Origin of the sequence: Corynebacterium sp. ACRPQ (assembly GCF_022347225.1) — a bacterium.
In the GTDB taxonomy this organism is placed as follows: Bacteria; Actinomycetota; Actinomycetes; order Mycobacteriales; family Mycobacteriaceae; genus Corynebacterium; species Corynebacterium tuberculostearicum_D.
In genome coordinates, this window is sequence record NZ_JAKRNF010000017.1 from 1 (window position 1) to 26,772 (window position 26,772).

The window sequence follows — 26,772 nt, forward strand, 5'->3', positions numbered from 1 at the left end:
GACACTGCCTACAACCACTCTATGGGAATACGCAAAGGCCACATACGCTAAACCCCACCAACACAAAATGTCGTTTAGCCCGACACGCCGCAAAACAACACATTCTGTCGTTTAGGCCGCAGGGCCGGGGAAGTAAAACGAAAAATCGCCCACCTGGAAGATGGGCGAGACGTGGAGGGAATGACGGGAATCGAACCCGCGTCTTCAGCTTGGAAGGCTGAGGTATTAGCCACTATACGACATTCCCACAGCGCGCTATTGAAACGCTGCGCCATACTTTAGCGTACACGGGGGCAAAAACGAAAATAGGGAACTAGGGTGGCGTTTGCGCCGTTGTTATAAAAGGAACGGACCTATCTATAGAAAGCGATGATCATAGTGGGAATTTTGCTCGTTGCGCTGGCAATTGGTGGAAGCGCCTGGTTTATTTCCTCCCGCAGCTCTCAAAAGCGCCGCGAGGAGCGAGAGGCGCAGCAATTGGCTGACGCACAAGCCGATGCTCGCCGGTGGATTGAACGCCTAGGTGGGCAGGTAATGCAGATTTCTGGCACCGATTCTGCCTCCCAGCAGGCAATGGCCGACGCCTCGGAGCGCTTTACTGCAGCTAACTCGGCGATTTCGCGCGCTACTACTGCAAAGCAGGCGAATCTCGCGCGTGAGTCCGCCTTGGAAGGCATGCACTATGTGAATGCCGCGCGCGAGATTATGGGTATGAACCCGGGTCCAGAGTTGCCACCGCTCGAGGGGCAGCGCGCCGCCGGCAAGGTGACAGAAAAGCGCACCGTGGAAGCGAATGGCCAGCAGATCACTGCTTCGCCGTATGCCTCCGCGGATACCCCGAACTATTACCCAGGCGGAACCGTGGCAGGTCGTCCTGTCCCGGCCGGCTGGTACTCCCGTCCATGGTGGGCTGATGCATTGCAGACCGGCGTGTGGATGGTTGGCTACTCCATGATGTTTAATGCCCTGTTCTCCGGTATGTCTGGCATTGGTTATTCCGCGGCCGCTGCTGAAAGCGGCGACTGGGGTGGCGGTGATGGCATGGGCGATGCTGGCGACATGGGTGGTGACGCTGGCGATGCTGGCGACACCGGTGACATGGGTGGCGGCGATGACGGTGGCGGCCTGTTTGATGGCCTTGGCGATGGTGATGGCGGCGGATTCTTTGACGGAATGTTTGATTTCGATTTCTAGCCGCTAGGCTGTCAAAAGCGGCCTCTGTGCTGCGTTGATTCCGTTAAGTGGGGGTCCGTTTAGGAGATTTAAAACGGACACGGTACACTGTCTCAGGTATGCAACGCAGCCAAGGTAACTTGGTGGCCTACATACGGGGCGTGGCGCAGTTTGGTAGCGCACCTGCTTTGGGAGCAGGGGGTCGCAGGTTCAAATCCTGTCGCCCCGACGTATGGGGGTCTGGAAATGCCCTAATAAGGATTTCCGGACCCCCTTTAAGTTTATGTACGTAAAACAATGAAGCCAGGGAGATTCACTCGTGAAGACCACCGTAGACAAGCTGAGCGATACCCGCGTTAAGCTCACCGTCAACGTTCCGTTTGCGGAGCTGGACCAGGAAATCGATCAAGCTTACGCGGCAATCGCGCAGCAGGTTTCTATTCCAGGTTTCCGTAAGGGCAAGGCACCGCGCCAGCTTATTGACGCTCGCTTCGGCCGCGGCCCCATCCTGGAGCAGGTTGTCAATGACATGCTGCCTTCCCGTTACGAGCAGGCAGTCAAGGAAAACGATCTGAAGGTGATCGGCCAGCCGGACGTTGACATTTCCAAGATCGAGGACAAGGACTTCGTGGAGTTCACCGCAGAGGTTGATATCCGTCCTGAGTTCGAGATTCCGGACTTCTCCAAGATCTCCGTTACCGTCCCAGCCCTGAAGGCTGACGAGGATGACGTCGACAAGGCTCTAGAGGAGCTGGCAGAGCGCTTTGGTGAGCTCAAGGACACCAAGCGCAAGATGAAGACCGGCGACTACGCCATCATCGACATTACCGCTGAAATTGACGGCGAGAAGATCGAAGACGCTTCCACCGAGGGGCTGTCTTACCGTATCGGCGATGATGACCTCATCAAGGGTCTGGATACTGCCCTGCGCGGCATGAAGACCGGTGAGGATAACGAGTTCACCTCCACCATCCAGTCCGGTGAGCACAAGGACGAAGAGGCCACCATCAAGGTCCATGTCCAGCAGTCCAAGGAGCGCAAGCTGCCGGCTATGGACGATGAGTTTGCTCAGATGGCTTCTGAGTTCGACACCATGGACGAGCTGCGTGAATCCACCAAGACCCAGGTGGAGGAGACCAAGAAGGCTGAGCAGGCTGCACAGATCCGCGATGAGGTTCTGAAGTCCGCACTGTCCCAGGTTGAATTCGAACTGCCGCAGTCCGTAGTGGACGAGCAGGCTCACTCCCAGCTACACCAGATCCTGGGCCAGCTGGCTCACGATGAGAAGGCACTGGCTCAGCTGCTTGAGGCACAGGGCACCTCCCGCGAGGAGTTTGATAAGCAGACTCGCGAGCAGGCAGAAGAGTCCGTGCGCACCCAGCTGTTCCTTGACGCTGTAGCAGAGAAGGAAGAGCCGGAAGTTTCCCAGCAGGAGCTGACCGACCACATCCTGTTCACCGCTCAGTCCTACGGCATGGACCCGAACCAGTTCATCCAGCAGCTGCAGTCCAACGGCCAGATCGCAAACCTCTTCTCTGACGTGCGCCGTGGCAAGGCACTGGCTGCCGCTATCTGCCGCACCACCGTCAAGGATGAAGAGGGCAATAAGGTTGACGTTGACCAGTACTTCGGTGAAATCGAAGAAGAGGACGCTGCAGAAGCTTCCGAGGAGAAGTAATCTCCCGCTTGTAACGCGCTGCTGCCACATGTGTGGTGGCGAGCGCGCATGAAACCCCGGATTCAGGTAACTCAAGGATGAGCCTGAATCCGGGGTTTGTGTCATTGTGAACGCCCTCTAGGAGTCTTTGAGTACTTCGAAGAGGGCGTGATGTGTGTTGGCTGGGGATACCGCTAGCCGTTCTTGGCTCTAAAGGCCTCGTCGGTCAACTGCAGGAAGCGCATAACGTAATCCTTGACAAAGTCTGCGGTACGTTGATTGAGATGCCCGGACTCTTCGAAAAGGGTGGGGGATTGGCCCAGAAATACTTCGGGCTGACCAGGGAGCGGCATGTCGAAGTAGGACAGAGCGAGGCGAAGGTTCTTCTGTGAACTGTAGCCGCCCATGCGGCCTACAGAGTGGCTAATGATACCTACGGGAAGGTTCTTCCACGCCACATCTGAGTTGGGTTTAGAGCCGATGTCCACTGCGTTTTTGAGGCAGGCAGGGATAGTGCGGTTGTTCTCTGGCGTAATGAAGAGGATCCCGCTCGAGTTCTTGATGGTCTCGCGAAAGGTGGTGTACTCAGCCGGAGTGGGCTTGTCCGTGACGGCGGGGTCATCGTAGTCGAAGTCATAGAGCGGCAAGTCACGGATTTCCACGATGTTTGCCTCGTAGCCTTCAGGGATCATCGTGAGCACCTCGTGTGCAATCTTGCGTGCAAATGACTCTCGGCGCAGGCTGCCGACGATAACGCTGATACGTGGGGTGGTCATGGTAAACCTTCTTTCTTAGTTGGGTGTAGGGAGACGTGGTCAAGGGAGAAAAGGCTTGCAGCCAAAGGCCGGTGGTGGGCCGGCAGCGTGGGCGGCGGTGAGGAAGCCATCTACTTTGTCTCCTTCTTCATGGCGGAAGTACAGTTCGATGAGTCCTAGAAGCCCCCCGAGGACGGCCTCTCGTGCGGCGGATGTATTCAACAGCCGCATGGCTGCGGGTTGGTTTCCTTCGCGGATGGCTTCAAACAGCGCGATGGTCTCAAGCCAGCTTCCTTGGTCCGGTCGCGGAAAAGGTTTAGAAATCCCAGTCATCATCACTCGTTTCTTCAGCAGTACCAATGACATAGGAGGAACCAGATCCGGAGAAGAAGTCATGGTTCTCATCTGCTCCGGGGGCTAGGGCCGCGAGGATTTCTGGGTTCACTTCCGTTTCTTCGGGCGGGAAATAATCCGGGTAGCCCAAATTCATGAGTGCCTTATTGGCGTTATAGCGAACGAACACGGCTACATCATCCATGAGTCCCAAAGGCTCATATAGCTCGCCGGAATAGTCCAGCTCTAGTGCATAAAGCTCTTCGAGCAAAGAAATGGTGAAATCATGCATCTCCTTCTGCCGTAGCGGGGTCGTGGATTCCAGACCGCGCTGATATTTGTAACCCGAGTAGTAGCCGTGCACTGCCTTGTCACGCAGAATGAGGCGGATCATGTCTGCCGTATTTGTCAGGGTGGCGTGGACAGAAAAGTGCAAGGGAAGATAGAAACCCGCGTAGAGAAGCAGCGAGGAAAGCAACGTCGATGACACCTTGCGTTTGAGTGGATCCGGCCCAAAATAGTGCGCGAGAACTTTCTTGGCGCGTGCCTGGAGAAGGTCGTTATTCACCGCCCAGCGGTATGCTTCATCAATTTCCTTTGTACTGCTCAGGGTAGAAAACACTGAAGAGTATGAACGGGCATGGACTGACTGCATGAAGGCGATGTTGGTATACACGGCCTCCTCGTGTTCGGTGCGGGCATCTTGAATCTGACAGATTTCACCCACGGTGGCCTGGACAGTATCCAGGGTGGTGAGTCCCGTGAACACCCGCATGGTGAGGTTGCGTTCCTCGGGTGTCATCTTCTGCCACGCCGGGAGATCATTAGAAAGCGGGACCTTTTCTGGCAACCAAAAGTTGGCGGTTAGACGGTTCCACACTTCAAGATCCTTGTTATCGCTCACCCGGTTCCAATTGATGGCGCGGATGCGGGCTGAAGGATCATGCCGGTAGCTCGGCGGAGTAACTGAAATGCTGGTTAGTTCAGCACTATTCGATGTTGACGACATAGCTTCTTTCTTTCTGAGTGAATGGTTGTGGACAAGGGGGAGGACCGTGCTCCTACAAAGCACAGGAGACGCAGCCTTCGACCTCGGTTCCTTGGAGCGCGGATTGGCGTAAACGGATGTAGTAGAGGGTCTTGATTCCGGCTTTCCAGGCATAGATTTGTGCCTTGTTGATGTCCCGCGTGGTGGTATCAGCGGTAAAGAACAAGGTCAGGGAAAGCCCTTGGTCCACGTGTTGGGTGGCCATGGCGTAGGTGTCGATGATTTTTTCGTATCCCACGGCGTAGGAGTCATCGAAATACTCCAGGTTGTCGTTGGTCATTTCCGGCGCGGGGTAGTACACGCGCCCCAAGCGGCCTTCCTTGCGTACTTCAATTTTGGAGGCAATTGGGTGGATGGACGCGGTGGAGTCATTGATGTAGGAAATTGATCCAGTGGGTGGAACTGCCTGCAAGTAGGCGTTGTAGATGCCGTCTTGCATCACTTGATTCTTGAGCCGTAGCCAATCCTCGCGTTGAGGGATCTGCACGCCTGCTTCGTGGAAGAGCTGTTTTACGTGTTCAGTGGCTGGCGCCCAGTCTTGGTCGATGTATTTGTCAAAGTAGGCGCCAGTGGCATAGGTGGATTCTTCGAAGCCTGTGAATCGTTGACCTTTTTCAACCGCGAGTGCATGGGATGCGCGGAGCGCATGGTAGGTCACCGTGAGGAAATAGATATTTGTAAAGTCCAGTGCCTCGGCGCAGCCATAAGGAATACGCTGTGAAGCAAGGAAGCCGTGGAGATTCATTTGGCCCAGACCAATGGCATGCATGGAAGCATTTCCGTGAGCGATGGAGGGAACAGCTTCGATATTCGTCAGGTCTGAAACCTTCGTGAGGGCACGCACTGCGGTTTCGACGGTCTCCCCGAAGTCCGGCGATTCAAAAGCCTTCGCAATGTTGAGCGAACCTAGATTGCAGGAAATATCCTGGCCAACGGTGGTGTAGTCACCCGAAGCTCCGTAGGTCGATGGCGTGTTGACCTGGAGGATTTCGCTACACAGGTTGGACATATTGATATGTCCTTTGAGGGGATTAGCGCGGTTGACCGTATCCTCAAAGAGGATGTAGGGGTATCCGGATTCAAACTGAAGCTCAGCCAGCGTGGTGAAAAACTCGCGGGCCTTAATGGTCGTGTGAGAGATTCGCGGATTGGCAACCAGCTCGTCGTAGTACTCGGTGATGGACATGTCAGACATGGCTACGCCGTACTCGCGAGCGATGTCATACGGGCTAAAAAGATGCATATCCTTGTTCTCTTTGGCCAGACGGAAGGTTATATCTGGAATAACAACCCCCAGCGAAAGAGTCTTGATGCGGACTTTCTCATCGGCATTTTCCCGCTTGGTATCCAGGAAGCGAAGAATATCTGGATGGTGCGCATGCAGGTAGACGGCTCCAGCGCCCTGCCGGGAGCCCAATTGGTTGGCATAGCTGAAGCTATCTTCGAGAATCTTCATGACTGGGACTACGCCGGAAGCTTGGTTCTCAATCTTTTTGATCGGGGCTCCGGATTCGCGCAGATTGCTCAGCAACAGGGCCACTCCACCACCGCGCTTTGATAGTTGCAGTGCAGAGTTCACGCAGCGGCCAATGCTCTCCAAATTGTCTTCGATTCGCAGGAGGAAGCAGGAGACCATTTCGCCGCGCTGGGCTTTGCCTGCGTTGAGAAAAGTAGGGGTGGCGGGCTGGAAGCGTCCGGTCATGATGTCATCCACCAGCTTTTCTGCGAGCTCTTCGTCGCCCTGTGCAAGGTATAAAGCTGTGGTGGCGACGCGTTCTTCGTAGCCTTCTAGGAATCGGGAGCCATCAAAGGTTTTCAGTGCATATGAAGTGAAGAACTTAAATGCGCCGAGGAAGGTGCGGAACTGATGCTTAACTCGATGTGCTCTGTCGTACATGGCGCACAGAAAGGCGTCATCATAAAGCTCAAGGAAATCCCGCTCGTAGTACTCGTTATCAACCAACCATTCCAAGCGTTGCTTGGTGGAATCGAACTGATGCATGCGGGGAGCGACATGGTGCGTGACATAGTCTTGTGCTGCCTGAATGTCCTTGTCAAACTGGATTTTTCCAGAAGCGTCGAACAAGTTCAGCTGCGCGTTGAGTGCGTGGTAGCTCTTGCGCTTGACGACACCGCCGGCATTGTCTGCTGAAGCGGTGCGGGGCGTAGCGCCAATAGTCTGTGTGGGGGTGGCATCAAGAGGCCACATTGTGTTTTCCAATCTGTGTGATGCGGATGTGTTCTTCATCTTGTGGGGGATTAATGGGGTGTCATCGTTAGCTGCTTTTGCTGCTCCCAAAACTTCTGAAGGCCCTGCTTTACGGCGGCGATGTCCTTCTGGGTGCCGAGAAGCTCGAAGTGATACAGCTCCGGTACGTGGCACTTGGCGGAAATGATGCGTCCGGCGACGCAGTAAGCACTTCCGAAGTTGGTATTCCCTGAGGTAATAACGCCCCGGATAAAGGAGCGGTTGATTGGGTCATTGAGGAAGTCGATGACCTGTTTGGGGACTGCGCGTTTGAGCGAGCCGCCGCCGTAGGTGGGAACGATGAGTACGTACGGGTGTGAAACCTGGATCATCCCGGTTTTCTTGGGGCGCAGTGGAATGCGCACCGCGGGTCTATCTAAGCGTTCGACGAATCTTTTCGTGTTCTCTGAAACGCTGGAAAAGTACACCAAATCTGGTGAGTCTGACATGGCAATCCTGCTCATCCTGGCCTTAGCCATAAGTGGGGTAGGTGATATTCGAAAAGACTAACTACGCAATGCCGTAGTTGCAACTACGGTCTAACGTAGTTTTGAAAAGGGCAGGTGAGAGCAGGATTAATGCAAAGGGGAATGTCTAAAGGTTGTGGTGTGCTACAAACACTGCGTCGGTAGCTGGGCGTCCAAGTACTACCCACTGAGTGCCGCCGGCCACCTGTATTTCGAGAGAATCTGAAAAGGGCGCTCCCTCGCGCGTGCTAAGAACAGCCCCAGTGACAATGCCGCGCTCTTCAAGGAACTTCAGCAGTTGTGGGTCGGAATCAGAAATGCGTTCCACGGTCACCTGCGATTGTGCACCGCTGTCGGTGAGGCGATGCGCACTGGGGATGGTGATCTGTCCATCAACCGTAGGGATAGGATCGCCGTGCGGATCCCTAGTGGGGTAATCAAGGAACTTATCCACACGTTCTATGAGCATGTCAGACACCGCGTGTTCGAGATTTTCGGCTTCATTATGGACTTCGTCCCAGGTGTAGCCCAATGCTTGAACCAAAAAAGACTCAAGCAATCGGTGACGGCGCACCATGACCAATGCGTACTGCCTGCCAAGTTCGGTTAACTCCACAGAGCCATAGGGCGTGTGTGACACGAGCCCTTGCTTCGCCATTTTGCGCACTGCATCGGAAACCGAGGAGAGCTTGAGTCCCAGCTGTTTCGCTATAAGCGTGGCGGTAACGGGCTCGGATGACCATTCCTTTAGCCCCCAGATAGCTTTCAAATAGTTCTGGGTACTGGTGGACAGCTCGGAAACAGACATGAGTAAATGTTAACCCAGCTTCCGTGTGCGCCTTTGGCGCTGTGGCCCAACGCTCATAGCGAACAGAGGCCAAGTTTGAGAGGAATGCCGGTAAGGTGGGGCCAGTTAAAGCATTCTTCACTTGAAGGAGAACCACTAATGTCTGAGAAGATTTCAATGAACTCGTCGTCTACGGGTATGAATCTGAGCGATAGCGTGTACGAGCGCCTGTTGCGCGAGCGCATTATCTTCCTGGGAACCCAGGTCGATGATGAGATTGCGAACAAGCTGTGCGCCCAGATCCTCCTGCTGTCCGCCGAGGACCCCACTCGCGACATTTCGCTCTACATCAACTCCCCGGGTGGCTCTGTCACTGCGGGCATGGCTATTTATGACACCATGAAGTACTCGCCGTGCGATATTGCCACGTACGGCATGGGCCTGGCTGCCTCCATGGGTCAGTTCCTGCTTTCCGGCGGCACCAAGGGCAAGCGCTACGCTCTGCCGCACGCGCGCATTATGATGCACCAGCCTTCCGCTGGTGTCGGTGGTACCGCTGCGGACATCGCCATCCAGGCTGAGCAATTTGCTCAGACCAAGCGGGAGATGGCGGAGCTCATTGCCGAGCACACCGGCCAGACCTTTGAGCAGATCACCAAGGACTCCGACCGTGACCGTTGGATGACCGCCCAACAGGCCAAGGACTACGGCATTGTTGACCACGTCATTGAGTCCGTTAACGGCCCACTGAGCAACTAGGGAATAAGGAGAAAATCACTATGAATCAACCTCAGATGCCAAATTCCCGCTACGTTCTGCCGTCCTTTATTGAGCAGTCCGCACAGGGCACCAAGGAAACCAACCCATATTCCAAGCTCTTTGAAGAGCGCATCATCTTCTTGGGCACCCAGGTGGATGACACCTCTGCTAATGACATCATGGCGCAGCTGCTGGTCCTAGAAAGCCAGGATCCGGACCGCGATATCACCATGTACATCAATTCGCCGGGTGGTTCTTTTACCGCGTTGATGGCTATCTATGACACCATGCGCTACGTGCGTCCTGACGTTCAGACCGTGTGCTTGGGTCAGGCCGCTTCTGCAGCAGCCGTGCTTTTGGCTGCGGGTGCACCGGGCAAGCGCGCAGCGCTGCCTAACTCCCGCGTGCTCATCCACCAGCCAGCAACCCAAGGCACTCAGGGCCAGGTTTCTGACTTGGAGATTCAGGCCGCTGAGATTGAGCGTATGCGCAAGCTGATGGAGACTACGTTGTCGGAGCACACCGGCCGTACCGCAGAGCAGATCCGCATCGATACCGATCGCGATAAGATTCTGACTGCTGAGGAAGCCGTTGAATACGGCATCATCGATACGGTCTTTGGGTACCGCAAACTCAACGCTTAGGACGGGATAGAACGTCCCATAAAGCCCTGCCCTGCAGCCAAACTTGAGCTGCGGGCAGGGCCCTTTGCGTTTTCTGCTGCTTGGAGGGCTTTCTCCCTGCACCCGAATGGGGTGAAGCTCGAAGAGAAATTTCTGCAGGTCGTTAGGTTTATTTCTATCGTGAGACACTAAACCTATAGCGTCGGATTTGTGATTTAGAACTCCGAATGGTCAGATAATCTTATGGAGAAACACACATCTGACGTGGCAGCACAGGCCGCCGCGCCCACCCCGCAGAGCGGCGAACGCACATTCTTTGGCCACCCTTGGGGCTTGGCCAATCTCTTTGGCGTGGAAATGTGGGAGCGCTTTAGCTTCTACGGCATGCAAGCACTTGTCTTGCTGTATATGTACTACGCCACCACTGATGGTGGACTTGGCTTGGATCGGGCTGATGCTACGTCGATCGTGGGTGCCTACGGAGGCTTGGTGTACATGGCCTGCTTGTTGGCTTCTCTTGTCGCTGACCGTGTTTTGGGGGCCGAGCGCACGCTGTTCTATTCGGCCGTTCTGGTCATGGCCGGCCACCTCGCCCTGGCATTTATCCCTGCGGTAACTGGACTGGCCATCGGCCTAGTCCTGATTGCTGTCGGCTCTGGCGGCGTTAAGACCACTGCCCAGGTCGTGCTCGGCTCCATGTACACCCGCGATGACCCGCGTCGCGATGGTGGCTTCTCCATCTTCTATATGGGCGTCAATATCGGTGGTCTATTTGGTCCGCTAATTACCACTGCGCTGTGGGGCTGGAAGGGCTTCCACTGGGGCTTCGGAATCGCGGCAATTGGTATGGCGCTCGGCTTGATCCAATATTCCCTTATGCGCAAAACCACCATTAAGGATGCGGGGCACGAGGTGCCCAACCCGGCTAGCTCGAAGCAGCTGCTCATGGGCGGGGTGGTAGTTGCGGCCATTATCGTGGTCATGGTTGTGGCGCTGGCCACCGGCGCTATTCAGGTGGATTGGCTGTCCAATATCGTTACCGCGGTGGCTCTAGTAGCTGCAATTTATCTGTGGGCTCAGATGTATACCTCGAAGCTGGTGACCCGCGAGGAAAAGAATCGCCTGCTCGGATTTATCCCGATGTTCGTTTCCGGCGTTTTGTTCTTCGGTATCTTCCAGCAGCAGTTCACCGTAATGACGATTTATTCGGATGTGCGCTTGGATCGCCACATGTTTGGCTGGGAAATCCCGCCATCACTGGTGCAGTCCATTAACCCGATCTTCATTGTCATTTTCTCTGCTGTCTTTGCAACGATGTGGACAAAGCTTGGGGATAGGCAGTGGTCCACCCCAGTGAAGTTCGGCGTAGCCAATATCGTCATCGGCATCTCCTTGTTCTTCTTCCTGCCGTACTCGGGTGCGGCGGCGAACTCCACGCCGATGTATGTCATCATCCTCATTCTGTTCCTGTTCACTATGGCGGAGCTTCTCCTGTCGCCGGTAGGCAATGCGCTTGCCACCAAGGTGGCGCCAGTCGCATTCCCGTCCCGCATGATGGCGGTGTGGATGATGGCGGTGGCTATGGGTACCTCGCTGGCCGGCTCCTTGGCTAGCTTCTATAACCCGGATGATGCAGGCGCGGAGAATACCTTCTTCATCTCCCTTGGTGTTGTATCCATCGTGTTGGGCGCCATCCTGCTTGTTCTAAGCCGCTGGGTGGTAAAGAAGTTCTCTACCTTCCGCTAGGTGCTGTAAAACACCCTTAAATGGGAGGTATGTCGGCGTGATGTTGGCATACCTCCCTAAGTGGTTTTTATCACTCGGACTAAGCGGGGGAGGTGGGGGCATATAATTAGCATTAGCTGGGGAAATTTTATCCCTTTGGAATCCTCCTGGGCTCGATTCTAAGCCCCAGCAGGTTAACAAAAGGGTAACCAAAGAAAACGTTAAAGAAAAACAATTGTCTGTGGTTCTTGGCAGGAGTATTGTGCATTTCGTCCGCGACGCGTCAAGGCGCCGTAGATGCGTATCGTGTTCATCATCTTTTCTTTCCAAGGGGCCAACGCTGTGACAGCGACTCTGATTATCCTCGGCATTGTGGTGGTTACCGCTCTCGCCTTTGATTTTACGAACGGATTTCATGACACTGCCAACGCGATGGCCACGTCCATTGCCACTGGTGCCTTGAAACCTTTTACTGCGGTAGCAATCTCCGCAGTCCTCAACCTTGTCGGTGCCTTCCTTTCGGTCAACGTTGCTGCGACCGTGGCAAAAGGCATTGTGAACCTTGATTCCTATGACCTTTCCGGTGCGGCCGCGGACACCGACGGCCAAGCACTGCTGATGGTGGTCTTCACCGGCCTTATCGGTGGCATTATTTGGAACCTATTTACCTGGCTGCTGGGCATGCCCTCCAGTTCCTCTCACGCTTTGTTCGGCGGTCTCATCGGTGCTGCGTTCGCCGCTATGGGTTCGGCTGGTGTGGAGTGGTCCTCTATTGCCGGCAAGATTATTATCCCGGCTGTTGCCTCCCCAATTATCGCCGCGTTGGTATCTGCGTGCGCTACCTTCCTTATCTACTGGGTTACCAACACCATTCCGAATAAGGCTAAGAATGAACACTTCCGCCATGGCCAGATTGTCACCGCCTGCCTGGTGTCCCTGGCTCACGGCGCTGGTGATGCGCAGAAGACCATGGGTGTTATCTTCCTAGCGCTGGTTGCTTCTGGGCATGCGGTTGCCGACGCCCGCATTCCCACCTGGGTCATTATCTCCTGTGCCGTCGCCATTGCGGCCGGTACCTTGTCTGGCGGCTGGCGCGTTATCCGCACCCTGGGCAAAGGCCTGGTGGAGATCGAGTCCCCGCAGGGCATGGCCGCCGAGGCTACCTCCGCAGCGATTATCCTCACCTCTGCGACCGGTGGTATGGCACTGTCTACCACTCACGTGTCCACCGGTTCCATCCTGGGTACCGGCTTGGGTCGGCGGGGCGCCGAGGTTCGCTGGGGTGTGGCAATGCGCATGGTTTCCGCCTGGCTTATCACCCTGCCGTGCGCGGCTTTTGTAGGCTTTGCTACCTGGTGGCTGGCACACGGTGTCTCCTCCTTCACCAACGTGGCAACTGGTGCCATTGTGGATTTCGTCTTGTTGCTGGCCCTGGCCGGACTCATCGTCGTTCGTTCCCGCATGAGCCCAGTGGATGCCTCTAACGTGAATAACGATTGGGACCCGAACTCTGAGTCCGTGGATTCCTCCATGGGTGCGGGCTTTGACCGCAAGGAGCCAGTTGCTGCCGGCGCCGCACCGGCGTCCGCTACCAATGCGGGGGATGCTTCCGTGCCGTCTACTGTTCAAGAGGAGCGCTAAACCATGACTGCTGCAGAAATCTTCCAGTCCCTCATTCACGTTGCAGGCTTGGCGTTGGTCTTCGGCGCTGGCATTCCGCTACTTTTCTCCTTGGGCATGCGGTGTATGACCGGTGACCCCATTCGCGACGATAACGGCGTCGTTGTTGGCGATACCCCTGCAAGCCCTCAGATGAAGGTGCTTGGCTGGACTGTCTATGCGGTGCTGGCCGTAGTTATCCTGGTGGCCATCATGTGGATTGCCCGCGATACGCTGGACCACTACTTTGGCTTCACGCCGTTTGGTGACCTCTAAGTCATTGTCCTTCCTTGGGGGTAAACTTCTCATGTGGCGTGCGGCACATTTTCCGTAAGTTAACAAAAGGTTAACTTAAAGTGACTAAAGGGTTGCTTGGCGGGGGTGTGCCGCGTATATTTTTCTCTATCAAATAGAGAGAAAGCCACATGGAGGTGTGAGAAATGAACAAGATGCGTACATTGCTGGACGGCATCGCTGATGCGTTCAAGGGCTCCACCACTGGTACCGGGCTGGACACTGTATCGGGTGCTCCGGTTCCTGCTTTGGTGGCAGAATCCCTGCTTGACGCTGATAAGACCCCTGCTACGACTAAGGATATTGCAGAGGTGTTTGAAGCGGTCACCGGTCATGCTCCGGATGAACACGAGATGCTCGATGCAGAACTTTTCCTGCTCGACTTCGATTGGCTGCAGTAAGCAGCACCTGAATGAAATCCCCACGAGGCCCCTTGCCGCACACTGTGTAGCAGGGGGCTTTGTGCTGCGTGGGGCACACGGGGGCGTCGGCAAGGGCGGCTAATCGCGCGGCGGCAGTATGGCCTCAGGTGTCTCGGGCAGGAGCTGGCCGCCATCTATGACGAGGGTTTGGCCGGTGATGTAGCCTGCCTCTTCCGAAGCCAGGAAGGCCGCTGCAGTGCCAATATCGCGTGGGGTGCCCAGGCGGTGTAGCGGTACCGACCGCGTCATTTGATCGAGGTACTCCTGGCCTTGGGCCTCGAGGCCCTCGGTGAGGATATTGCCAGGGAGGACGCCGTTGATGGTTATGCCGTCGCGGGCCACCTCCAGCGCGGCCGAACGCATAAATCCCTGCTGGGCCGCCTTGGAGGCGCCGTAGTGGGCCCAGCCCGGAAAGCCCGTGTGCGAGCCGGTGATAGATGTGGTGATGACGATGCGCCCATAGCGGCGTTGCTTGAGGTAGGGGAGTGCCTCCTGGACCACCTTGAAAGTGCCGTGGGTGTTGATGGCAAACATTGCCTCCCACTTATCATCGGTCATCTCTGCCAGCGGGCAGTTGGGAAAGACGCCGGCATTGGAGCACACAATGTCGAAGCCGCCGTGCTCGGCAGTGACCTGGCGGTACATGTCCTTAACCGAGGCGCGGTCGGTGACGTCCACGCGAATGGCGCTGGCACCCAACTCCTTAGCGGTAGCGGTGGCGTGGTCCAGGTCGATATCGGCGATGACAACGGTGGCGCCGGCCTCCCGCAGCGAGGCGACGATGCCGCGGCCAATGCCGGAGGCGCCGCCGGTGACAATGGCTACCCGGCCTGTGAGATCGAACATGATGCTCCTGTTCCTAAAAGGGGTGGGATGAGGGTGATTTCACCTTCTAGTTTAGGCCGCAAGAGCAGGAAAGGCCTGGGAAATTCGCCACGCGGGAGGGAATGAATGAAGGGCCTGTCGGGTTGATTTACTAAGGTAGAAACAGATGAAGATTAAGCCGCTCGGAAGGGTAGAATCATCCTTCCAACTGTGGATAGCGGTACGAAAAGCGAGTGTGAAAGAACTTAATGGCACGTATGCAAGAAAGCGCTGACCTGCTCAAGTGTTCCTTTTGTGGCAAGAGTCAGAAGCAGGTGAAAAAGCTCATCGCCGGCGGCGGTGTCTACATCTGCGACGAGTGCATCGAGCTATGCAATGAGATCATCGAAGAGGAACTGGGCCAAGAGCAGGCGCAAGAATCCTCTGATGCAGAGGTGCGCCTGCCTCGACCCTCGCAGATTTCCGCCTTCCTAGACAAATATGTCATTGGCCAAGACAAGGCCAAGCGTGTGCTGTCTGTGGCGGTCTATAACCACTACAAGCGCATCAAGGCCGAAGAGTCGGCCGCGTTGGAGGCCCGCCGCAAGAAGGCCGAGGGCGATGAGGTGGAGATCTCTAAGTCCAATATCTTGATGCTGGGCCCCACCGGTTCCGGTAAGACCTACCTGGCGCAGACCTTGGCCCGGCTTCTCGATGTCCCCTTTGCCATTGCCGATGCCACCAGCCTCACCGAGGCCGGCTACGTAGGCGAAGACGTGGAAAATATCCTCCTGAAGCTGCTGCAGGCCGCGGACTTTGACGTGGAGCGTGCCCAGCGCGGCATCATCTACGTCGATGAGGTGGACAAGATTTCCCGTAAGTCGGAGAACCCGTCCATTACCCGCGACGTCTCCGGTGAGGGCGTGCAGCAGGCGCTGCTGAAGATCCTGGAAGGCACCGTGGCGGCCATCCCGCCGCAAGGCGGCCGCAAGCACCCGAATCAGGAGTTTATCCAGCTGGATACCTCCAATATTTTGTTCATCGTGGCCGGCGCATTCGCGGGCCTGGATCAGGTCATTGCGGATCGCGTGGGCAAGAAGGGCGTGGGTTTTGGAGCCAACCTGGATACCAAGGACGAGCGCGAAAAGGTCGATCTCTTCTCCCAGGTACGGCCTGAGGACCTAGTGAAGTTCGGTCTTATTCCAGAGTTCATCGGCCGCCTGCCGGTCGTGGCCACGGTGGATAACCTGGACCGTGAATCTTTGGTCAAGGTGCTCACCGAGCCCAAGAACTCCCTGGTTAAGCAGTACAGCCGCCTCTTTGAGATGGATGACTGCGAATTGGACATCGAGCCAGCGGCATTGGATGCCATCGCGGAGCTCGCCTTGGAGCGCAAGACGGGTGCGCGTGGCCTGCGCGCCATCATGGAAGAGCTTTTGGTCCCAGTCATGTACGACCTGCCAGACCGCGAGGATATTGCCACGGTACACATCACCCCGGAGTGCGTGACCGAGGGAGCGGAGCCGCAGTTTAGCTATAAGGATGAGGCAAAGGAATCCGCTTAAGCCGGCGCTATTACTCCTCGTTGTAGATATCCTGCGGGGAGGCCTCGTCGCCTTCCTTGGTATCGAACGAGGACGAGGTGAGGTAGGACTCGTGGCCTGAGTCCGGAATATTGGCGGTCAAAAACGCCAGCACAGCATCGACGGTGAGCCTATGCATGCCGTCGATATTTTCTTGGGTATTGAAGTTCACGCCCAGCATGTTTTCCACCATCACCTGGTTTGTCACGCGGTAAACCGTCAACGAGGAAATCAGGGTGAAGATGTCATTGGCGGAAATGCCGGGGCGGAAGGCGCCGGCGTCTTGGCCCAAGAGCAGCAGGCGGTCAAGGTGGAGGGCTACCCCGGCGACGTCGGCAATAGCCTGCTGTGCCGGGTCCACAATCTGCTGGTTAGTTTCCCATACCAGCATGCGAATGGCCTCCGGGTTGGCTACGCGCTCGCGGAAGAGCCAATCCACCAACTTGCGCACGCCTTCGACCGGAACTGCGGTATCGATTTCCAGGGCATCTTCAGGCGGATTGAGGCGCTGCGCGGCAGTGCTCAGCGCACGCAGGTACAAGCCCTTCTTATCGCCAAAGTGATAGTGAATCATGCGCTTAGACATGCCGGATTCTTGGGCGATGGTCTCTAGCTTGGTTTCTGTAAAACCAAAGCGAGAAAACTGCTTGATCGCAACGTCCACCACGGAGTCAATGCTGACGGATTCCGCGTGGGCAGCGTGAGGAGAATCCGCCTGGTCTGCAGCCTGCAGTGGGTCAGTATTCTCAGTGCTCATTGCGTAAGTCCTTAATCCTTGCGGCGCGGCGGTGGCGCGGTGAACTGATGTCTAATAGTGCGGGAGTAGGCAATCCCTATGCATTCTGGGTGTGCAGCGCGGGGGAGTGTCCCGCATTTCCTTTTCCTATCATGCCCGATTAATCACCCCGTGCGGGAGTTTCTGGTCCATTGGGGGCGCTAATTTGGAGGTGAATGGGGGTAATTTAACGCAAGTGCCCTAGATTTTCCCTCCAAAAGAGGGGGGCCAGATTCACAGCGCGGAGGCTGGGGGTGGGGCTAAGCTCGGGGATGAATTACATTGTCGCAGCCCTGATTGAGGAGGCTTTTACATCATGACTCAGCCCGTCAAGATCACTGTCACCGGCGCCGCCGGCAACATCGCGTATTCGCTGCTGTGGCGCATCGCTGCCGGCGATGTGTACGGAAAAGACACCCCGGTAGACCTAGCATTGCTGGAAATTCCCGCTGCGGTGGATAAGGCTCAAGGCGTAGCCATGGAGCTCAACGACTCCGCCCTGCCGTTGGTTAACTCCATTACGGTTACTGATGGTCTTAAGGAAGCCTTTGAAAACACCTCGGCCGCCTTCCTTGTCGGCGCTCGCCCGCGCAGTAAGGGAATGGAGCGCGCCGACCTGCTGGAGGCTAATGGCGCCATCTTCACCAAGCAAGGCAAGGCCATCAATGACTACGCCGCGCGCGATGTCCGTGTGCTCGTGGTGGGCAACCCGGCTAATACCAATGCCCTCATCGCGGCGAATAATGCTCCCGATTTGGATGATTCCCAGTTCACTGCCCTCATGCGCCTGGACCACAACCGCACCCTGAGCCAGCTCGCGCTAAAGACGGGCAAGTCCACCACCGATTTCACCAAAGTGGCGGTCTGGGGCAACCACTCCGCCAGCCAGTTCCCGGATATCACCTACTCCAACGCTGAGGTGGACCAGGACTGGTACCGCGAGGAAATGGTCCCCAAGGTGGCCAAGCGCGGTGCGGAGATTATTGAGGTACGCGGCAGCTCCTCGGCCGCATCGGCGGCGTCGGCAGCCGTGGAGCACATGCATGACTGGATTCATGGCACCGAGGACTGGCGCACCGCGGCGGTGCCATCGGACGGATCCTACGGCGTCGACAAGGGCCTTATTTGCGGATTCCCCACGGTCAGCCGCAACGGCCAGTGGGAGATCGTGCAGGGACTGGAGCTTAGCGAGTTCCAAAAAGAGCGCATCGAGGCCTCTGTGGCCGAGCTGCGCGAGGAGCGCAAGGCCGTGGCGGACCTGCTCTAAAACCCGCTTGGTGCGCACCTCATACTCGGTGCGCACCCTGCCTGGCTGAGCCGGTTGACGTGCAAGGTAGAATCGGCCAGGTGACTGAGCAAAATAATGAGCAATTAGTTGGTACCAACCGCGCCGATGCGCTGCCCAAGTCGTGGGAGCCGCAGGCCGTAGAGAAGGACCTCTATGAGGGCTGGGTAGAAAAGGGCTACTTCACCCCGGATGCGAATTCGGAGGCCGAGCCTTATTCCATCGTGCTGCCGCCGCCAAATGTGACCGGCCAGCTGCACATGGGCCACGCCCTGGACCACACGCTGATTGATTCCATTATCCGCCGCAAGCGCATGCAGGGCTACGCCACCCTGTGGCTGCCCGGTGCCGATCACGCCGGCATTGCCACCCAGACCAAGGTCGAGGCCAAGCTCAAGGAGACCGAGGGCAAAAAGCGCTGGGACTATGAGCGCGAAGAATTCATTGGCAAGGTCTGGGAGTGGAAGGAGCAGTACGGCGGCACCATCCAGAACCAGATGCGCGCCATCGGTGACTCCGTGGACTGGACCCGCGAGCGGTTCACCTTGGATGATGGCCTCTCCCGCGCCGTCCAGACCATCTTTAAGAACCTCTACGATGAGGGCATGATCTACCAGGCCAACCGCCTGGTGAACTGGTCGCCGGTGCTTGAGACCGCCGTCTCCGATATCGAGGTGGTGTACAAGGACGTCGAGGGCGAGCTGGTGTCCATCCGCTATGGCTCGCTCAATGACGATGAACCGCACCTCATCGTGGCCACCACCCGTGTGGAGACCATGCTGGGTGACGTCGCCATTGCCGTCCACCCCGACGATGAGCGCTATGCCGACTTGGTGGGCAAGGAGCTGTCGCACCCGTTCCGCGATGACCTGACGCTCAAGATCATCGCCGATGATTACGTGGACATGGAATTCGGTACCGGCGCGGTGAAGATCACCCCGGCGCACGACCCGAATGACTACGCGATGGGCACCCGCCATGACTTGGATATGCCCACGGTCATCGATACCACCGGCCACATTGCCAATACCGGTACCCGCTTCGACGGCCTGACCCGCGAGGAAGCACGCGTGGAGATCCGGGAAGCGCTGCGCGAGCAGGGCCGCATTGTTAAGGAAATCCGCCCATACGTCCACTCCGTGGGCCACTCGGAGCGCTCCGGCGAGCCCATCGAGCCGCGCCTGTCCCTGCAGTGGTTCGTGGACGTGGCCAAGATGGCCAAGGCCTCTGGCGACGCCGTGCGCGAGGGCGATACCACCTTGCACCCGCAGTCGCTCGAGCCGCGCTACTTCGAGTGGGTCGATGACATGCACGATTGGTGCATCTCCCGCCAGTTGTGGTGGGGCCACCGCATTCCTATCTGGTACGGGCCAGAAGGCGAGGACGGCCAGCGAGACATCGTCTGTGTCGGCCCAGACGAGGAGCCACCGGCAGGATACGAGCAGGATCCGGACGTGCTGGATACCTGGTTCTCCTCCGCGCTGTGGCCATTTTCCACCCTGGGCTGGCCAGAAAAGACCCCAGATCTGGAGAAGTTCTATCCCACCAACGTGCTGGTCACCGCCTACGACATTTTGTTCTTCTGGGTGGCCCGCATGATGATGTTTGGCACCTTTGCCGGCAGCCACACCCCGGAGCTTTTGGGTGAGGGCACCGATGGCCGCCCGCAGGTTCCGTTCAAGGATCTGTACCTGCACGGCCTGGTCCGCGATGAGCAGGGCCGCAAGATGTCCAAGTCCTTGGGCAACGGCATTGACCCGATGGATTGGGTGCGCGATTACGGTGCGGATGCGCTGCGCTTTACCCTTGCCCGCGGCGCCAACCCCGGCGTGGACCTGCCGCTTGGCTCCGACGCCGCCGCGGCCGCCCGCAACTTTGCTACCAAGCTTTTTAACGCCACCAAGTTCGCGCTCATGAACGGCGCTGGAGTGGCCACGCTGCCGAACCGCACGGAGCTTAGCGACGCCGACCGGTGGATCCTCGACCGCGCCGAAGAAGTCCGCGCCAAGGTGGATGCCTACCTGGATGACTACCAGTTTGCTAAGGCCAACGAGCTGCTCTACCACTTCACCTGGGACGAGCTGTGTGACTGGTACCTGGAGATTGCCAAGACCCAGATCCCGCGCGATGGCGTAAGCGAGCAGGGCCGCAATACCCAAATCGTGTTGGGCCGCGTGCTCGACGTCGTCCTGCGCCTGCTGCACCCGACCATGCCATTCGTTACCGAGGTGCTGTGGAAGGCGCTGACCGGCGGCGAGTCCATCGTCGTTGCGCCGTGGCCTACCGTTGCCGATACCAATGGTGGCGCTACCAAGGATGAGGTAGCCGCCCGCCGCATCGAGGACGCCGATAAGCTCATCACCGAGCTGCGCCGCTTCCGCTCCGACCAGGGCGTAAAGCCTTCCCAGAAGGTGCCGGGCCGCCTCGACTTCGCCGCAGCGGATCTCGCCGGCCAAGAGGAACTGGTGCGCAACCTGGCCAATACCACCGCCCCGGGCGAGGATTTCGATCCTTCCGCCTCCATCGAGGTGCGTCTTTCCCAGGCCACCGTGGAGGTCACCCTGGATACCCACGGCGCCGTGGATGTAGAAGCCGAGCGCAAGCGCCTGGAGAAGGATCTGGCCAAGGCGAATAAGGAACTGGAGCAGACGGGCAAGAAGCTGGGCAACGAGAACTTCTTGTCTAAGGCGCCGGAAGAAGTGGTCAATAAGATCAAGGAGCGCCAGCAGGTTGCCCGCGAAGAGGTCGAGCGCATCACCAGCCGTTTGGAGGGCCTGAAGTAGTGGCGGACAAGGACAAGGAGACTGAGGACTTCGAAATCGTCGATGCCCTCAAAGAAGGCACCGATGGTGGCCCGGTGGAAATCACCGAGTCCGGCCTGACTCTCAACTTGGGCATGGGCAGCGAGGACGAGTACAACGAGGCCGCACCGCAAGAGGTGTCGGCCGAAGAGCTGCGCGCCCTAGCGGAGGTAGAAGAAGAGCTCAATGAGCGCTGGCCGGAAACCAAGATTGAGCCTTCCCTCGACCGCATCGAGATGCTCATGGATCTGCTTGGCCACCCTGAGCGTTCTTTCGATGTCATCCACATTGCCGGCACCAACGGCAAGTCCTCTACCGCACGCATGGTGGATTCGCTCCTGCGCGCCTTCCACCGCCGTGTCGGCCTTGTCACCAGCCCGCACCTGCAGCGCGTCACGGAGCGCATCGGCATCGATGGCCAGCCTATCCACCCGCGCGATTATGTGCGCATCTGGCACGAGATCAAGCCTTTTGTGGAGATGGTCGATGCCCAGTCGGACGTTCCCATGTCCAAGTTCGAGGTCCTTGTCGGCTTGTCCTATGCCGCGTTTGCCGACGCTCCCGTGGACGTCGCCGTTGTTGAAGTCGGCCTCGGCGGCCGGTGGGATGCCACCAACGTGGTCAACGCGGACGTCTCCGTCATTACTCCGGTGGGCTTGGACCACACGGATTACCTGGGCGATACCCTCGCAGCGATTGCTGGTGAAAAGGCCGGCATTATCAAGCCGCGCGAGGATGCCGATGATCCGCTGACTCCCAATGAAAACATCGTGGTTATCGCGGAACAGGACCCTGAGGCAATGCGGGTTATCCTGCAGCAGGCCGTGGACGTGGAGGCGGGCGTCGCCCGCTCCGGCTCCGAATTTGCTGCCCTCGAGTCCCGCATCGCCGTCGGTGGTCAGCAGGTCAACATCCAGGGCCTTGGCGGCCTGTACGAGGATATTTTCCTGCCCCTGCACGGCGAGCACCAAGCCAAGAATTCCGCCGTGGCTCTTGCTGCGGTGGAGGCGTTCTTCGGCGCCTCGGCCGGCCACCCGCTGGATGTTGCGACCGTGCGCAATGGTTTTGCCCAAGCGATTTCACCCGGCCGCCTGGAGCGCGTGCGCACCTCACCAACGACGTTTATTGACGCCGCCCATAATCCACATGGCGCCAAGGCCCTCGGGTCTGCGCTGGACCGCGATTTCGATTTCGCCCGCCTCATCGGTGTGCTCTCTATTTTTGCGGATAAGGACGCCACCGGCATCCTCACCGCACTAGAGCCTTACCTCACCGAGGTCGTCATCACCCAAAACTCCTCGCCGCGCGCCCTCGATGCCTACGACTTGGCAGAGACCGCCCGCGATATCTTTGGCGAGGAACGCGTGCACGTAGCCGATAACCTGCCGGGCGCCTATGCCCAGGCCGTGGAGCTTGCCGAGGACGCCGAGGTCCAGTCCGGCTCCGGCATCATCATCACTGGTTCGGTCGTCACCGCTGGTGATGCCCGCGCGATGTTTGGAAAGGAACCTGCATGAGCCGCGATAATCACCACCCGCGCGGGGAACACCAGCCTCGCCCGCCCCGCCGCACCCGCGGCCGTGGCCGCGAAGAACAGATCCCGGAAAGCGAGATCGGCCCGCTTGGCATGGGCCAAGCCCCAGTCAAGGACCCACTCAAAAGCTTCAACGGGATGGTCATTGCCAGCTCTCTGACCATGGAGGCGCTCGCCCTATCTTTCGCGCTGCCGATGCTCTACAAGCTCTATGACGGTACGTTGTGGACCCCCTTCAACTACGGCTTTGTCATCGCCGCAGTGGTATTCCACCTCGTGATGATCGCGTTCATGAATAAGAAGTGGGCGCTGTCCGTCATCGTATGGGCGCAGCTGTTGTGCGTCATTGTGGGCTTTATGGTCCACTGGGCTGTGGCCGCCATCTTCATCATCTTTGGCATGGAGTGGCTGCTGGCCGTCTACCTGCGCAGCAACCTCATTGCCCGCATGAAGCGCGGATACCTCACCACGCAGCACCTCAACGAGAAATAGGCTCGATACCGCCGGCGGGTGGGGCAGACGCGATAGACTAGCGCCCATGCGCAATCTCTATCTCGTCCTTGCCGCACTCGCCTGCATTGCCGCGGTGGTAGCCCGCGCCGCAACGGGAACGCCGTGGCTACCTCTAGTCGCCCTCATTATTGGCGGCGTTTTTCTAGTTTTGGCCCTGCGGAGCAACTTCGAGCCGGCCAAAGAAGCCACCTTTGAGGATTTGGATAAGGAGCAGCTCGCGGAGCTGCAACGACTGCTGGCCAACGGCCAATTCGGCGCAGCAGTAGGTCAGGTGCGCCTGTGGTTCAGGGGGACTTCGCAGGAGCGCGCCGAAGAGATAGTCAAACAACTCGCATAGCCCTGGACCCCCACGCTTTTACCCCAAAGGAATACCCCAGCGCGCGACGCATGCGTGCGGTTTCGGTACAGTGTGGGGCATGACTGAACGTACACTGATTCTCATCAAGCCGGACGGCGTAAAGAACGGCCACGTAGGCGAAATCATCTCCCGCATCGAGCGCAAGGGCCTGAAGCTGGCCGAGCTCGACCTGCGCGTTGCTGACCGCGAGACCGCGGAGAAGCACTACGAGGAGCACAAGGACAAGCCATTCTTCGGCGACCTCGTCGAGTTCATCACCTCCGCACCGCTTATCGCTGGTGTTGTTGAGGGCGAGCGCGCCATCGAGGCATGGCGCCAGCTGGCTGGCGGCACCGACCCAGTCTCCAAGGCCACCCCGGGCACCATCCGCGGTGACTTCGCCCTGACCGTTGGCGAGAACATCGTGCACGGCTCTGACTCCCCAGAGTCCGCAGAGCGCGAAATCGCTATCTGGTTCCCGAACCTCTAAACTTCTGCGCACTTAGCGCATCATTCAGCCCGAGCCTGTAGGCTCGGGCTTTATTTATTGCTTGACTCATAAGCCTAGGCGGAGAGCCACATGCCGAGAATCCGGCCCTACCCTGAATAAGTATTGAAACGGCAAAGCCGCAAATACGTAGAGAAGCAGAACTGGAGCAGGGGTTTTGTTTCGGGGCTGAAGGTGCTTAACGCGGCAGATCATTGCTGAGGATATAGCACGCGAAGTCATTTACTTCGCAGACTAGGACTGGAGTTCTCCTAATCGAAGGAGAGTAACTGGCGCAGTGTGCGGAAGGCTTCCTTTTGCACTCGATGGGTAACGGTACGGCCCGATTGTTGCTTGATTAAAAGACCGGATTCCCTCAACTTGCCGAGGTGATGAGAAACCGTCGGTTGGCTAAGGCCGGAAAGCGCGGTTAACTCCGTAACACTCATTGGGCCGCAGCCCTCGTCGCACAATACGGATAGCAGGCGCAGGCGGGCTGGGTCGGCAAGTACCTTAAATTGCTGGGAAAAGCGGAGGGAGTCGCCCTGGCTGAGCGGGCCACTGCTCAGGGAACAGCACTGTGCATCCGGGGTGTTATCGGCATTGCTAGGGGAGGAGTCCATGTACACAGTATAAGGAGTCTGCCTCCCACTCCGTTATATTGACGAGTATCAATATGGGTGACTAAAGTACTGCTCGAAAGTTGAATTACTCGTCGCACAAGGAGAGCCATGGCCGTTACGCAACGCCCAAAGTTGTCATTTCTCGATAGATTCCTTCCCGTTTGGATCATCATGGCCATGGCTGTGGGGCTATTGATAGGCCACTTCCTGCCAGGCATTGGAGAAGCACTGTCTGCTCTAGAGGTTGGCGGTATTTCTCTTCCAATCGCGCTGGGCCTGCTAGTTATGATGTATCCGCCCCTGGCTAAAGTCCGCTATGAAAAGACCCGAGATATTGCTGCCGATGGCCGGTTGATGGTGGTATCGATTGTGTTGAACTGGTTGGTGGGGCCTGCAGTGATGTTCACCCTGGCGTGGATATTTCTTGCCGATCAGCCAGAGCTGCGAACCGGCCTGATTATCGTTGGGCTAGCCCGTTGTATCGCAATGGTCCTAGTATGGTCCGATCTCTCCTGCGCCGATCGGGAGGCCACCGCCGTTCTTGTCGCCATAAACTCTGTATTCCAGGTAGCCATGTTCGGTGTGCTGGGATGGTTCTATTTGCAGATTTTGCCAGGGTGGTTGGGGCTAGATACCACCTCTGCTGATTTCTCTTTCTGGTCTATCGTCACCGCGGTTCTCGTATTTTTGGGAGTCCCCCTGCTGCTTGGAGTGCTCTCACGGGTCTGGGGTGAGAAAGTCAAAGGCCGCGAATGGTTTGAAAACCGCTTCCTTCCGGTAGTTTCTCCCTTGGCGATGATCGGCTTGCTCTATACCATTGTGTTGCTGTTCTCCCTGCAGGGAGAACAGTTGGTAGCGCAGCCTACTGCGGTGGTTAGAGTGGCGATTCCACTGGTTATTTACTTCGTTGGAATGTTTTTCCTTGCCTTGGGCGTAGCAAAAGCCGGGGGAATGAACTACGCACAGTCTGCTTCCGTGGCTTTTACCGCAGCCGGAAATAACTTCGAGCTAGCCATTGCAGTTTCCATCGGCACCTTTGGCGCCGCGTCAGCACAGGCCCTCGCCGGCACCATCGGGCCACTGATTGAAATCCCAGTGCTCGTGGGCCTCGTTTATATAATGCTCTGGATAGGCCCGAAGCTCTTCTCAGGAGACAAAAGCTTGCCAAGTTAACGCCGGCCCACCTGATATAGGCAGCGAACCCCAGTCGGCGTGATGGTGATGGTCCACTTTGCGGGCGCGGTGCGCAGGCCCATGCGGCTTAGCTTCACCAGGTCCGCCTTTGCCAAAGCATCGAGGTGCTCGGATAGTGGGTCGAGGTCTACCTTCATGAACTTCGAGAGGGCAGTGGAATTAATCGTGTTTCCCTGCACCGCGCCGGCGGCGACGAGGGCGGTGAGGATGTCCGAGTGGGCGTCGGCAAGCTCCAAGCGAGCCTCCGTAACCCCGTCGAGCGGGTCTTTTTCCAGGATCTTGTTAATGCGGCGCCGGCCGATCCGGAAGGACTGGGAAAACATGCTCCAGATGCCCAACGGCAAGCCAAAGGCCCACCACGCGCCGGACAGCATCCCGGCAACGGGCGGGGCCAGCTCTACCTCTGGGAGCAGGCCGGCTGCGCTCAGTGGCGCCATGACCAATGGCGCAGCGATCGGGATAAACGGTGCGATATAAGCAATCGTGGGATAGTCGCCATCGCGGAATTCCTCTTGCGCAGCGTTGATGCCGCGCGGGTAATTGCGGATGAGGTGCACCAACCCCAGCACCGCAAAGACGGCAAAAACACCGGCTCCCATCAACATATAGTCCACGCCTGTGTTGGCGAAGCCAATGGCAAAGCCGGCCGGTACGCCAAAGTAAAGTGCGGAGCGCACCGGGACTTCATTGCGCTGTCGGTACTGCGCGAGTTCGCGCGCGGGGATTCGTGCTAGTTCTGCCACCCCGCCAACATAACACCGCCTGCCAGCTTGCCCGCGGTTCTGTGACACAATGGGGGATAGCGCGTACGAGACGCGGCATAACTTCATATCCCACAAACTTTTTTAGCGCGCACTATGCCTCGTGCGGCGGCGGTACGGTCTTC

Annotated in this window: 26 protein-coding genes and 2 tRNA genes; 17 read left to right on the top strand and 11 right to left on the bottom strand. The window is 57.6% G+C overall.

What is annotated here, in order from left to right; genetic code table 11:
- Nucleotides 1–172: 172 nt before the first annotated feature.
- Nucleotides 173–247, bottom strand: a tRNA-Gly gene (locus MHY24_RS09775).
- A gap of 122 nt (nt 248–369) precedes the next feature.
- On the opposite strand from MHY24_RS09775, the gene MHY24_RS09780 reads away from it, so the two are divergent.
- The 3 genes from MHY24_RS09780 to tig all read left to right on the top strand — a co-directional run bounded on the left by MHY24_RS09780 (nt 370) and on the right by tig (nt 2,851).
- Entirely contained in the window at nt 370–1,194 is an 825-nt protein-coding gene (locus MHY24_RS09780) for a DUF1542 domain-containing protein (RefSeq protein ID WP_239230279.1), read from the top strand.
- 134 nt (nt 1,195–1,328) lie between these two features.
- Nucleotides 1,329–1,402 (top strand) — tRNA-Pro (locus MHY24_RS09785).
- A gap of 90 nt (nt 1,403–1,492) precedes the next feature.
- A complete protein-coding gene (gene tig / locus MHY24_RS09790; RefSeq protein WP_239230281.1) occupies nt 1,493–2,851 on the top strand; it encodes a trigger factor in 1,359 nt (452 codons plus the stop codon).
- 173 nt (nt 2,852–3,024) lie between these two features.
- On the opposite strand, the gene MHY24_RS09795 is transcribed toward tig, so the two are convergent.
- From MHY24_RS09795 to MHY24_RS12110, 6 genes are all read right to left on the bottom strand, one after another.
- A complete protein-coding gene (locus tag MHY24_RS09795; protein ID WP_239204981.1) occupies nt 3,025–3,606 on the bottom strand; it encodes an NADPH-dependent FMN reductase in 582 nt (193 codons plus the stop codon).
- A 39-nt stretch (nt 3,607–3,645) separates the two neighbouring features.
- Nucleotides 3,646–3,921 carry a hypothetical protein gene (locus MHY24_RS09800; protein WP_070564615.1) on the bottom strand — a complete coding sequence of 92 codons (276 nt, stop codon included), beginning with the start codon at nt 3,919–3,921 and terminating at the stop codon, nt 3,646–3,648.
- On the bottom strand, nt 3,902–4,927 hold the full coding sequence (gene nrdF / locus MHY24_RS09805) for a class 1b ribonucleoside-diphosphate reductase subunit beta (RefSeq protein WP_239230283.1): 1,026 nt from the start codon (nt 4,925–4,927) through the stop codon (nt 3,902–3,904). Before nrdF ends, MHY24_RS09800 begins: the two co-directional genes overlap by 20 nt.
- A 52-nt stretch (nt 4,928–4,979) precedes the next feature.
- Entirely contained in the window at nt 4,980–7,175 is a 2,196-nt protein-coding gene (nrdE, locus tag MHY24_RS09810; RefSeq protein WP_239230285.1) for a class 1b ribonucleoside-diphosphate reductase subunit alpha, read from the bottom strand.
- Between the two features lie 50 nt (nt 7,176–7,225).
- The gene (gene nrdI / locus MHY24_RS09815; protein WP_005324049.1) at nt 7,226–7,693 is read right to left on the bottom strand and encodes a class Ib ribonucleoside-diphosphate reductase assembly flavoprotein NrdI; all 468 of its coding nucleotides are present in this window, start codon (nt 7,691–7,693) and stop codon (nt 7,226–7,228) included.
- A 115-nt stretch (nt 7,694–7,808) separates the two neighbouring features.
- The gene (locus MHY24_RS12110; protein ID WP_005324050.1) at nt 7,809–8,489 is read right to left on the bottom strand and encodes a metal-dependent transcriptional regulator; all 681 of its coding nucleotides are present in this window, start codon (nt 8,487–8,489) and stop codon (nt 7,809–7,811) included.
- Between the two features lie 138 nt (nt 8,490–8,627).
- On the opposite strand from MHY24_RS12110, the gene MHY24_RS09835 reads away from it, so the two are divergent.
- The 6 genes from MHY24_RS09835 (at nt 8,628) to MHY24_RS09860 (ending at nt 13,929) form a co-directional block, all read left to right on the top strand.
- On the top strand, nt 8,628–9,227 hold the full coding sequence (locus MHY24_RS09835; protein WP_005324051.1) for an ATP-dependent Clp protease proteolytic subunit: 600 nt from the start codon (nt 8,628–8,630) through the stop codon (nt 9,225–9,227).
- A gap of 20 nt (nt 9,228–9,247) precedes the next feature.
- On the top strand, nt 9,248–9,871 hold the full coding sequence (locus MHY24_RS09840) for an ATP-dependent Clp protease proteolytic subunit (RefSeq protein ID WP_239230287.1): 624 nt from the start codon (nt 9,248–9,250) through the stop codon (nt 9,869–9,871).
- A gap of 222 nt (nt 9,872–10,093) precedes the next feature.
- On the top strand, nt 10,094–11,596 hold the full coding sequence (locus tag MHY24_RS09845) for a peptide MFS transporter (RefSeq protein WP_239230289.1): 1,503 nt from the start codon (nt 10,094–10,096) through the stop codon (nt 11,594–11,596).
- 321 nt (nt 11,597–11,917) lie between these two features.
- The gene (locus MHY24_RS09850; protein WP_239230365.1) at nt 11,918–13,216 is read left to right on the top strand and encodes an inorganic phosphate transporter; all 1,299 of its coding nucleotides are present in this window, start codon (nt 11,918–11,920) and stop codon (nt 13,214–13,216) included.
- A gap of 3 nt (nt 13,217–13,219) precedes the next feature.
- Complete coding sequence (locus MHY24_RS09855; RefSeq protein WP_049377224.1) at nt 13,220–13,510, top strand: hypothetical protein; 291 nt, start codon at nt 13,220–13,222, stop codon at nt 13,508–13,510.
- A 164-nt stretch (nt 13,511–13,674) separates the two neighbouring features.
- Nucleotides 13,675–13,929, top strand: a complete 255-nt coding sequence (locus MHY24_RS09860; protein ID WP_239230291.1) for a hypothetical protein — start codon at nt 13,675–13,677, stop codon at nt 13,927–13,929.
- Between the two features lie 99 nt (nt 13,930–14,028).
- Here MHY24_RS09860 and fabG read toward each other — a convergent pair whose 3' ends face one another.
- Nucleotides 14,029–14,796, bottom strand: coding sequence for a 3-oxoacyl-ACP reductase FabG (fabG, locus tag MHY24_RS09865; RefSeq protein ID WP_239230293.1), 768 nt, complete (start codon nt 14,794–14,796; stop codon nt 14,029–14,031).
- Nucleotides 14,797–15,023: 227 nt separating this feature from the next.
- On the opposite strand from fabG, the gene clpX reads away from it, so the two are divergent.
- A complete protein-coding gene (gene clpX / locus MHY24_RS09870) occupies nt 15,024–16,319 on the top strand; it encodes an ATP-dependent Clp protease ATP-binding subunit ClpX (RefSeq protein ID WP_239230295.1) in 1,296 nt (431 codons plus the stop codon).
- 10 nt (nt 16,320–16,329) lie between these two features.
- Here the strand turns inward: clpX and MHY24_RS09875 are convergent, their stop codons facing one another.
- Nucleotides 16,330–17,094 carry a TetR/AcrR family transcriptional regulator gene (locus MHY24_RS09875; RefSeq protein WP_204611162.1) on the bottom strand — a complete coding sequence of 255 codons (765 nt, stop codon included), beginning with the start codon at nt 17,092–17,094 and terminating at the stop codon, nt 16,330–16,332.
- A 334-nt stretch (nt 17,095–17,428) separates the two neighbouring features.
- On the opposite strand from MHY24_RS09875, the gene MHY24_RS09880 reads away from it, so the two are divergent.
- The 6 genes from MHY24_RS09880 to ndk all read left to right on the top strand — a co-directional run bounded on the left by MHY24_RS09880 (nt 17,429) and on the right by ndk (nt 24,072).
- Nucleotides 17,429–18,379 carry a malate dehydrogenase gene (locus MHY24_RS09880; protein WP_239230297.1) on the top strand — a complete coding sequence of 317 codons (951 nt, stop codon included), beginning with the start codon at nt 17,429–17,431 and terminating at the stop codon, nt 18,377–18,379.
- 80 nt (nt 18,380–18,459) lie between these two features.
- Entirely contained in the window at nt 18,460–21,180 is a 2,721-nt protein-coding gene (locus MHY24_RS09885) for a valine--tRNA ligase (RefSeq protein WP_239230307.1), read from the top strand.
- Complete coding sequence (locus tag MHY24_RS09890) at nt 21,180–22,715, top strand: folylpolyglutamate synthase/dihydrofolate synthase family protein (protein WP_239230309.1); 1,536 nt, start codon at nt 21,180–21,182, stop codon at nt 22,713–22,715. The genes MHY24_RS09885 and MHY24_RS09890 overlap by 1 nt, the downstream gene beginning before the upstream one ends.
- The gene (locus MHY24_RS09895) at nt 22,712–23,224 is read left to right on the top strand and encodes a DUF4233 domain-containing protein (protein WP_005324066.1); all 513 of its coding nucleotides are present in this window, start codon (nt 22,712–22,714) and stop codon (nt 23,222–23,224) included. Before MHY24_RS09890 ends, MHY24_RS09895 begins: the two co-directional genes overlap by 4 nt.
- A gap of 46 nt (nt 23,225–23,270) precedes the next feature.
- Nucleotides 23,271–23,582: a hypothetical protein gene (locus MHY24_RS09900; protein ID WP_239230311.1), complete on the top strand. Its 312-nt coding sequence runs from the start codon at nt 23,271–23,273 to the stop codon at nt 23,580–23,582.
- A 79-nt stretch (nt 23,583–23,661) separates the two neighbouring features.
- The gene (ndk, locus tag MHY24_RS09905) at nt 23,662–24,072 is read left to right on the top strand and encodes a nucleoside-diphosphate kinase (protein ID WP_005324068.1); all 411 of its coding nucleotides are present in this window, start codon (nt 23,662–23,664) and stop codon (nt 24,070–24,072) included.
- 269 nt (nt 24,073–24,341) lie between these two features.
- Here the strand turns inward: ndk and MHY24_RS09910 are convergent, their stop codons facing one another.
- On the bottom strand, nt 24,342–24,692 hold the full coding sequence (locus MHY24_RS09910) for a metalloregulator ArsR/SmtB family transcription factor (RefSeq protein ID WP_239192360.1): 351 nt from the start codon (nt 24,690–24,692) through the stop codon (nt 24,342–24,344).
- A gap of 108 nt (nt 24,693–24,800) precedes the next feature.
- On the opposite strand from MHY24_RS09910, the gene arsB reads away from it, so the two are divergent.
- Complete coding sequence (gene arsB, locus MHY24_RS09915; RefSeq protein WP_239230313.1) at nt 24,801–25,865, top strand: ACR3 family arsenite efflux transporter; 1,065 nt, start codon at nt 24,801–24,803, stop codon at nt 25,863–25,865.
- Here the strand turns inward: arsB and MHY24_RS09920 are convergent.
- Complete coding sequence (locus MHY24_RS09920; RefSeq protein WP_239230315.1) at nt 25,862–26,629, bottom strand: hypothetical protein; 768 nt, start codon at nt 26,627–26,629, stop codon at nt 25,862–25,864. The genes arsB and MHY24_RS09920 overlap by 4 nt on opposite strands.
- Nucleotides 26,630–26,772 lie beyond the last annotated feature (143 nt).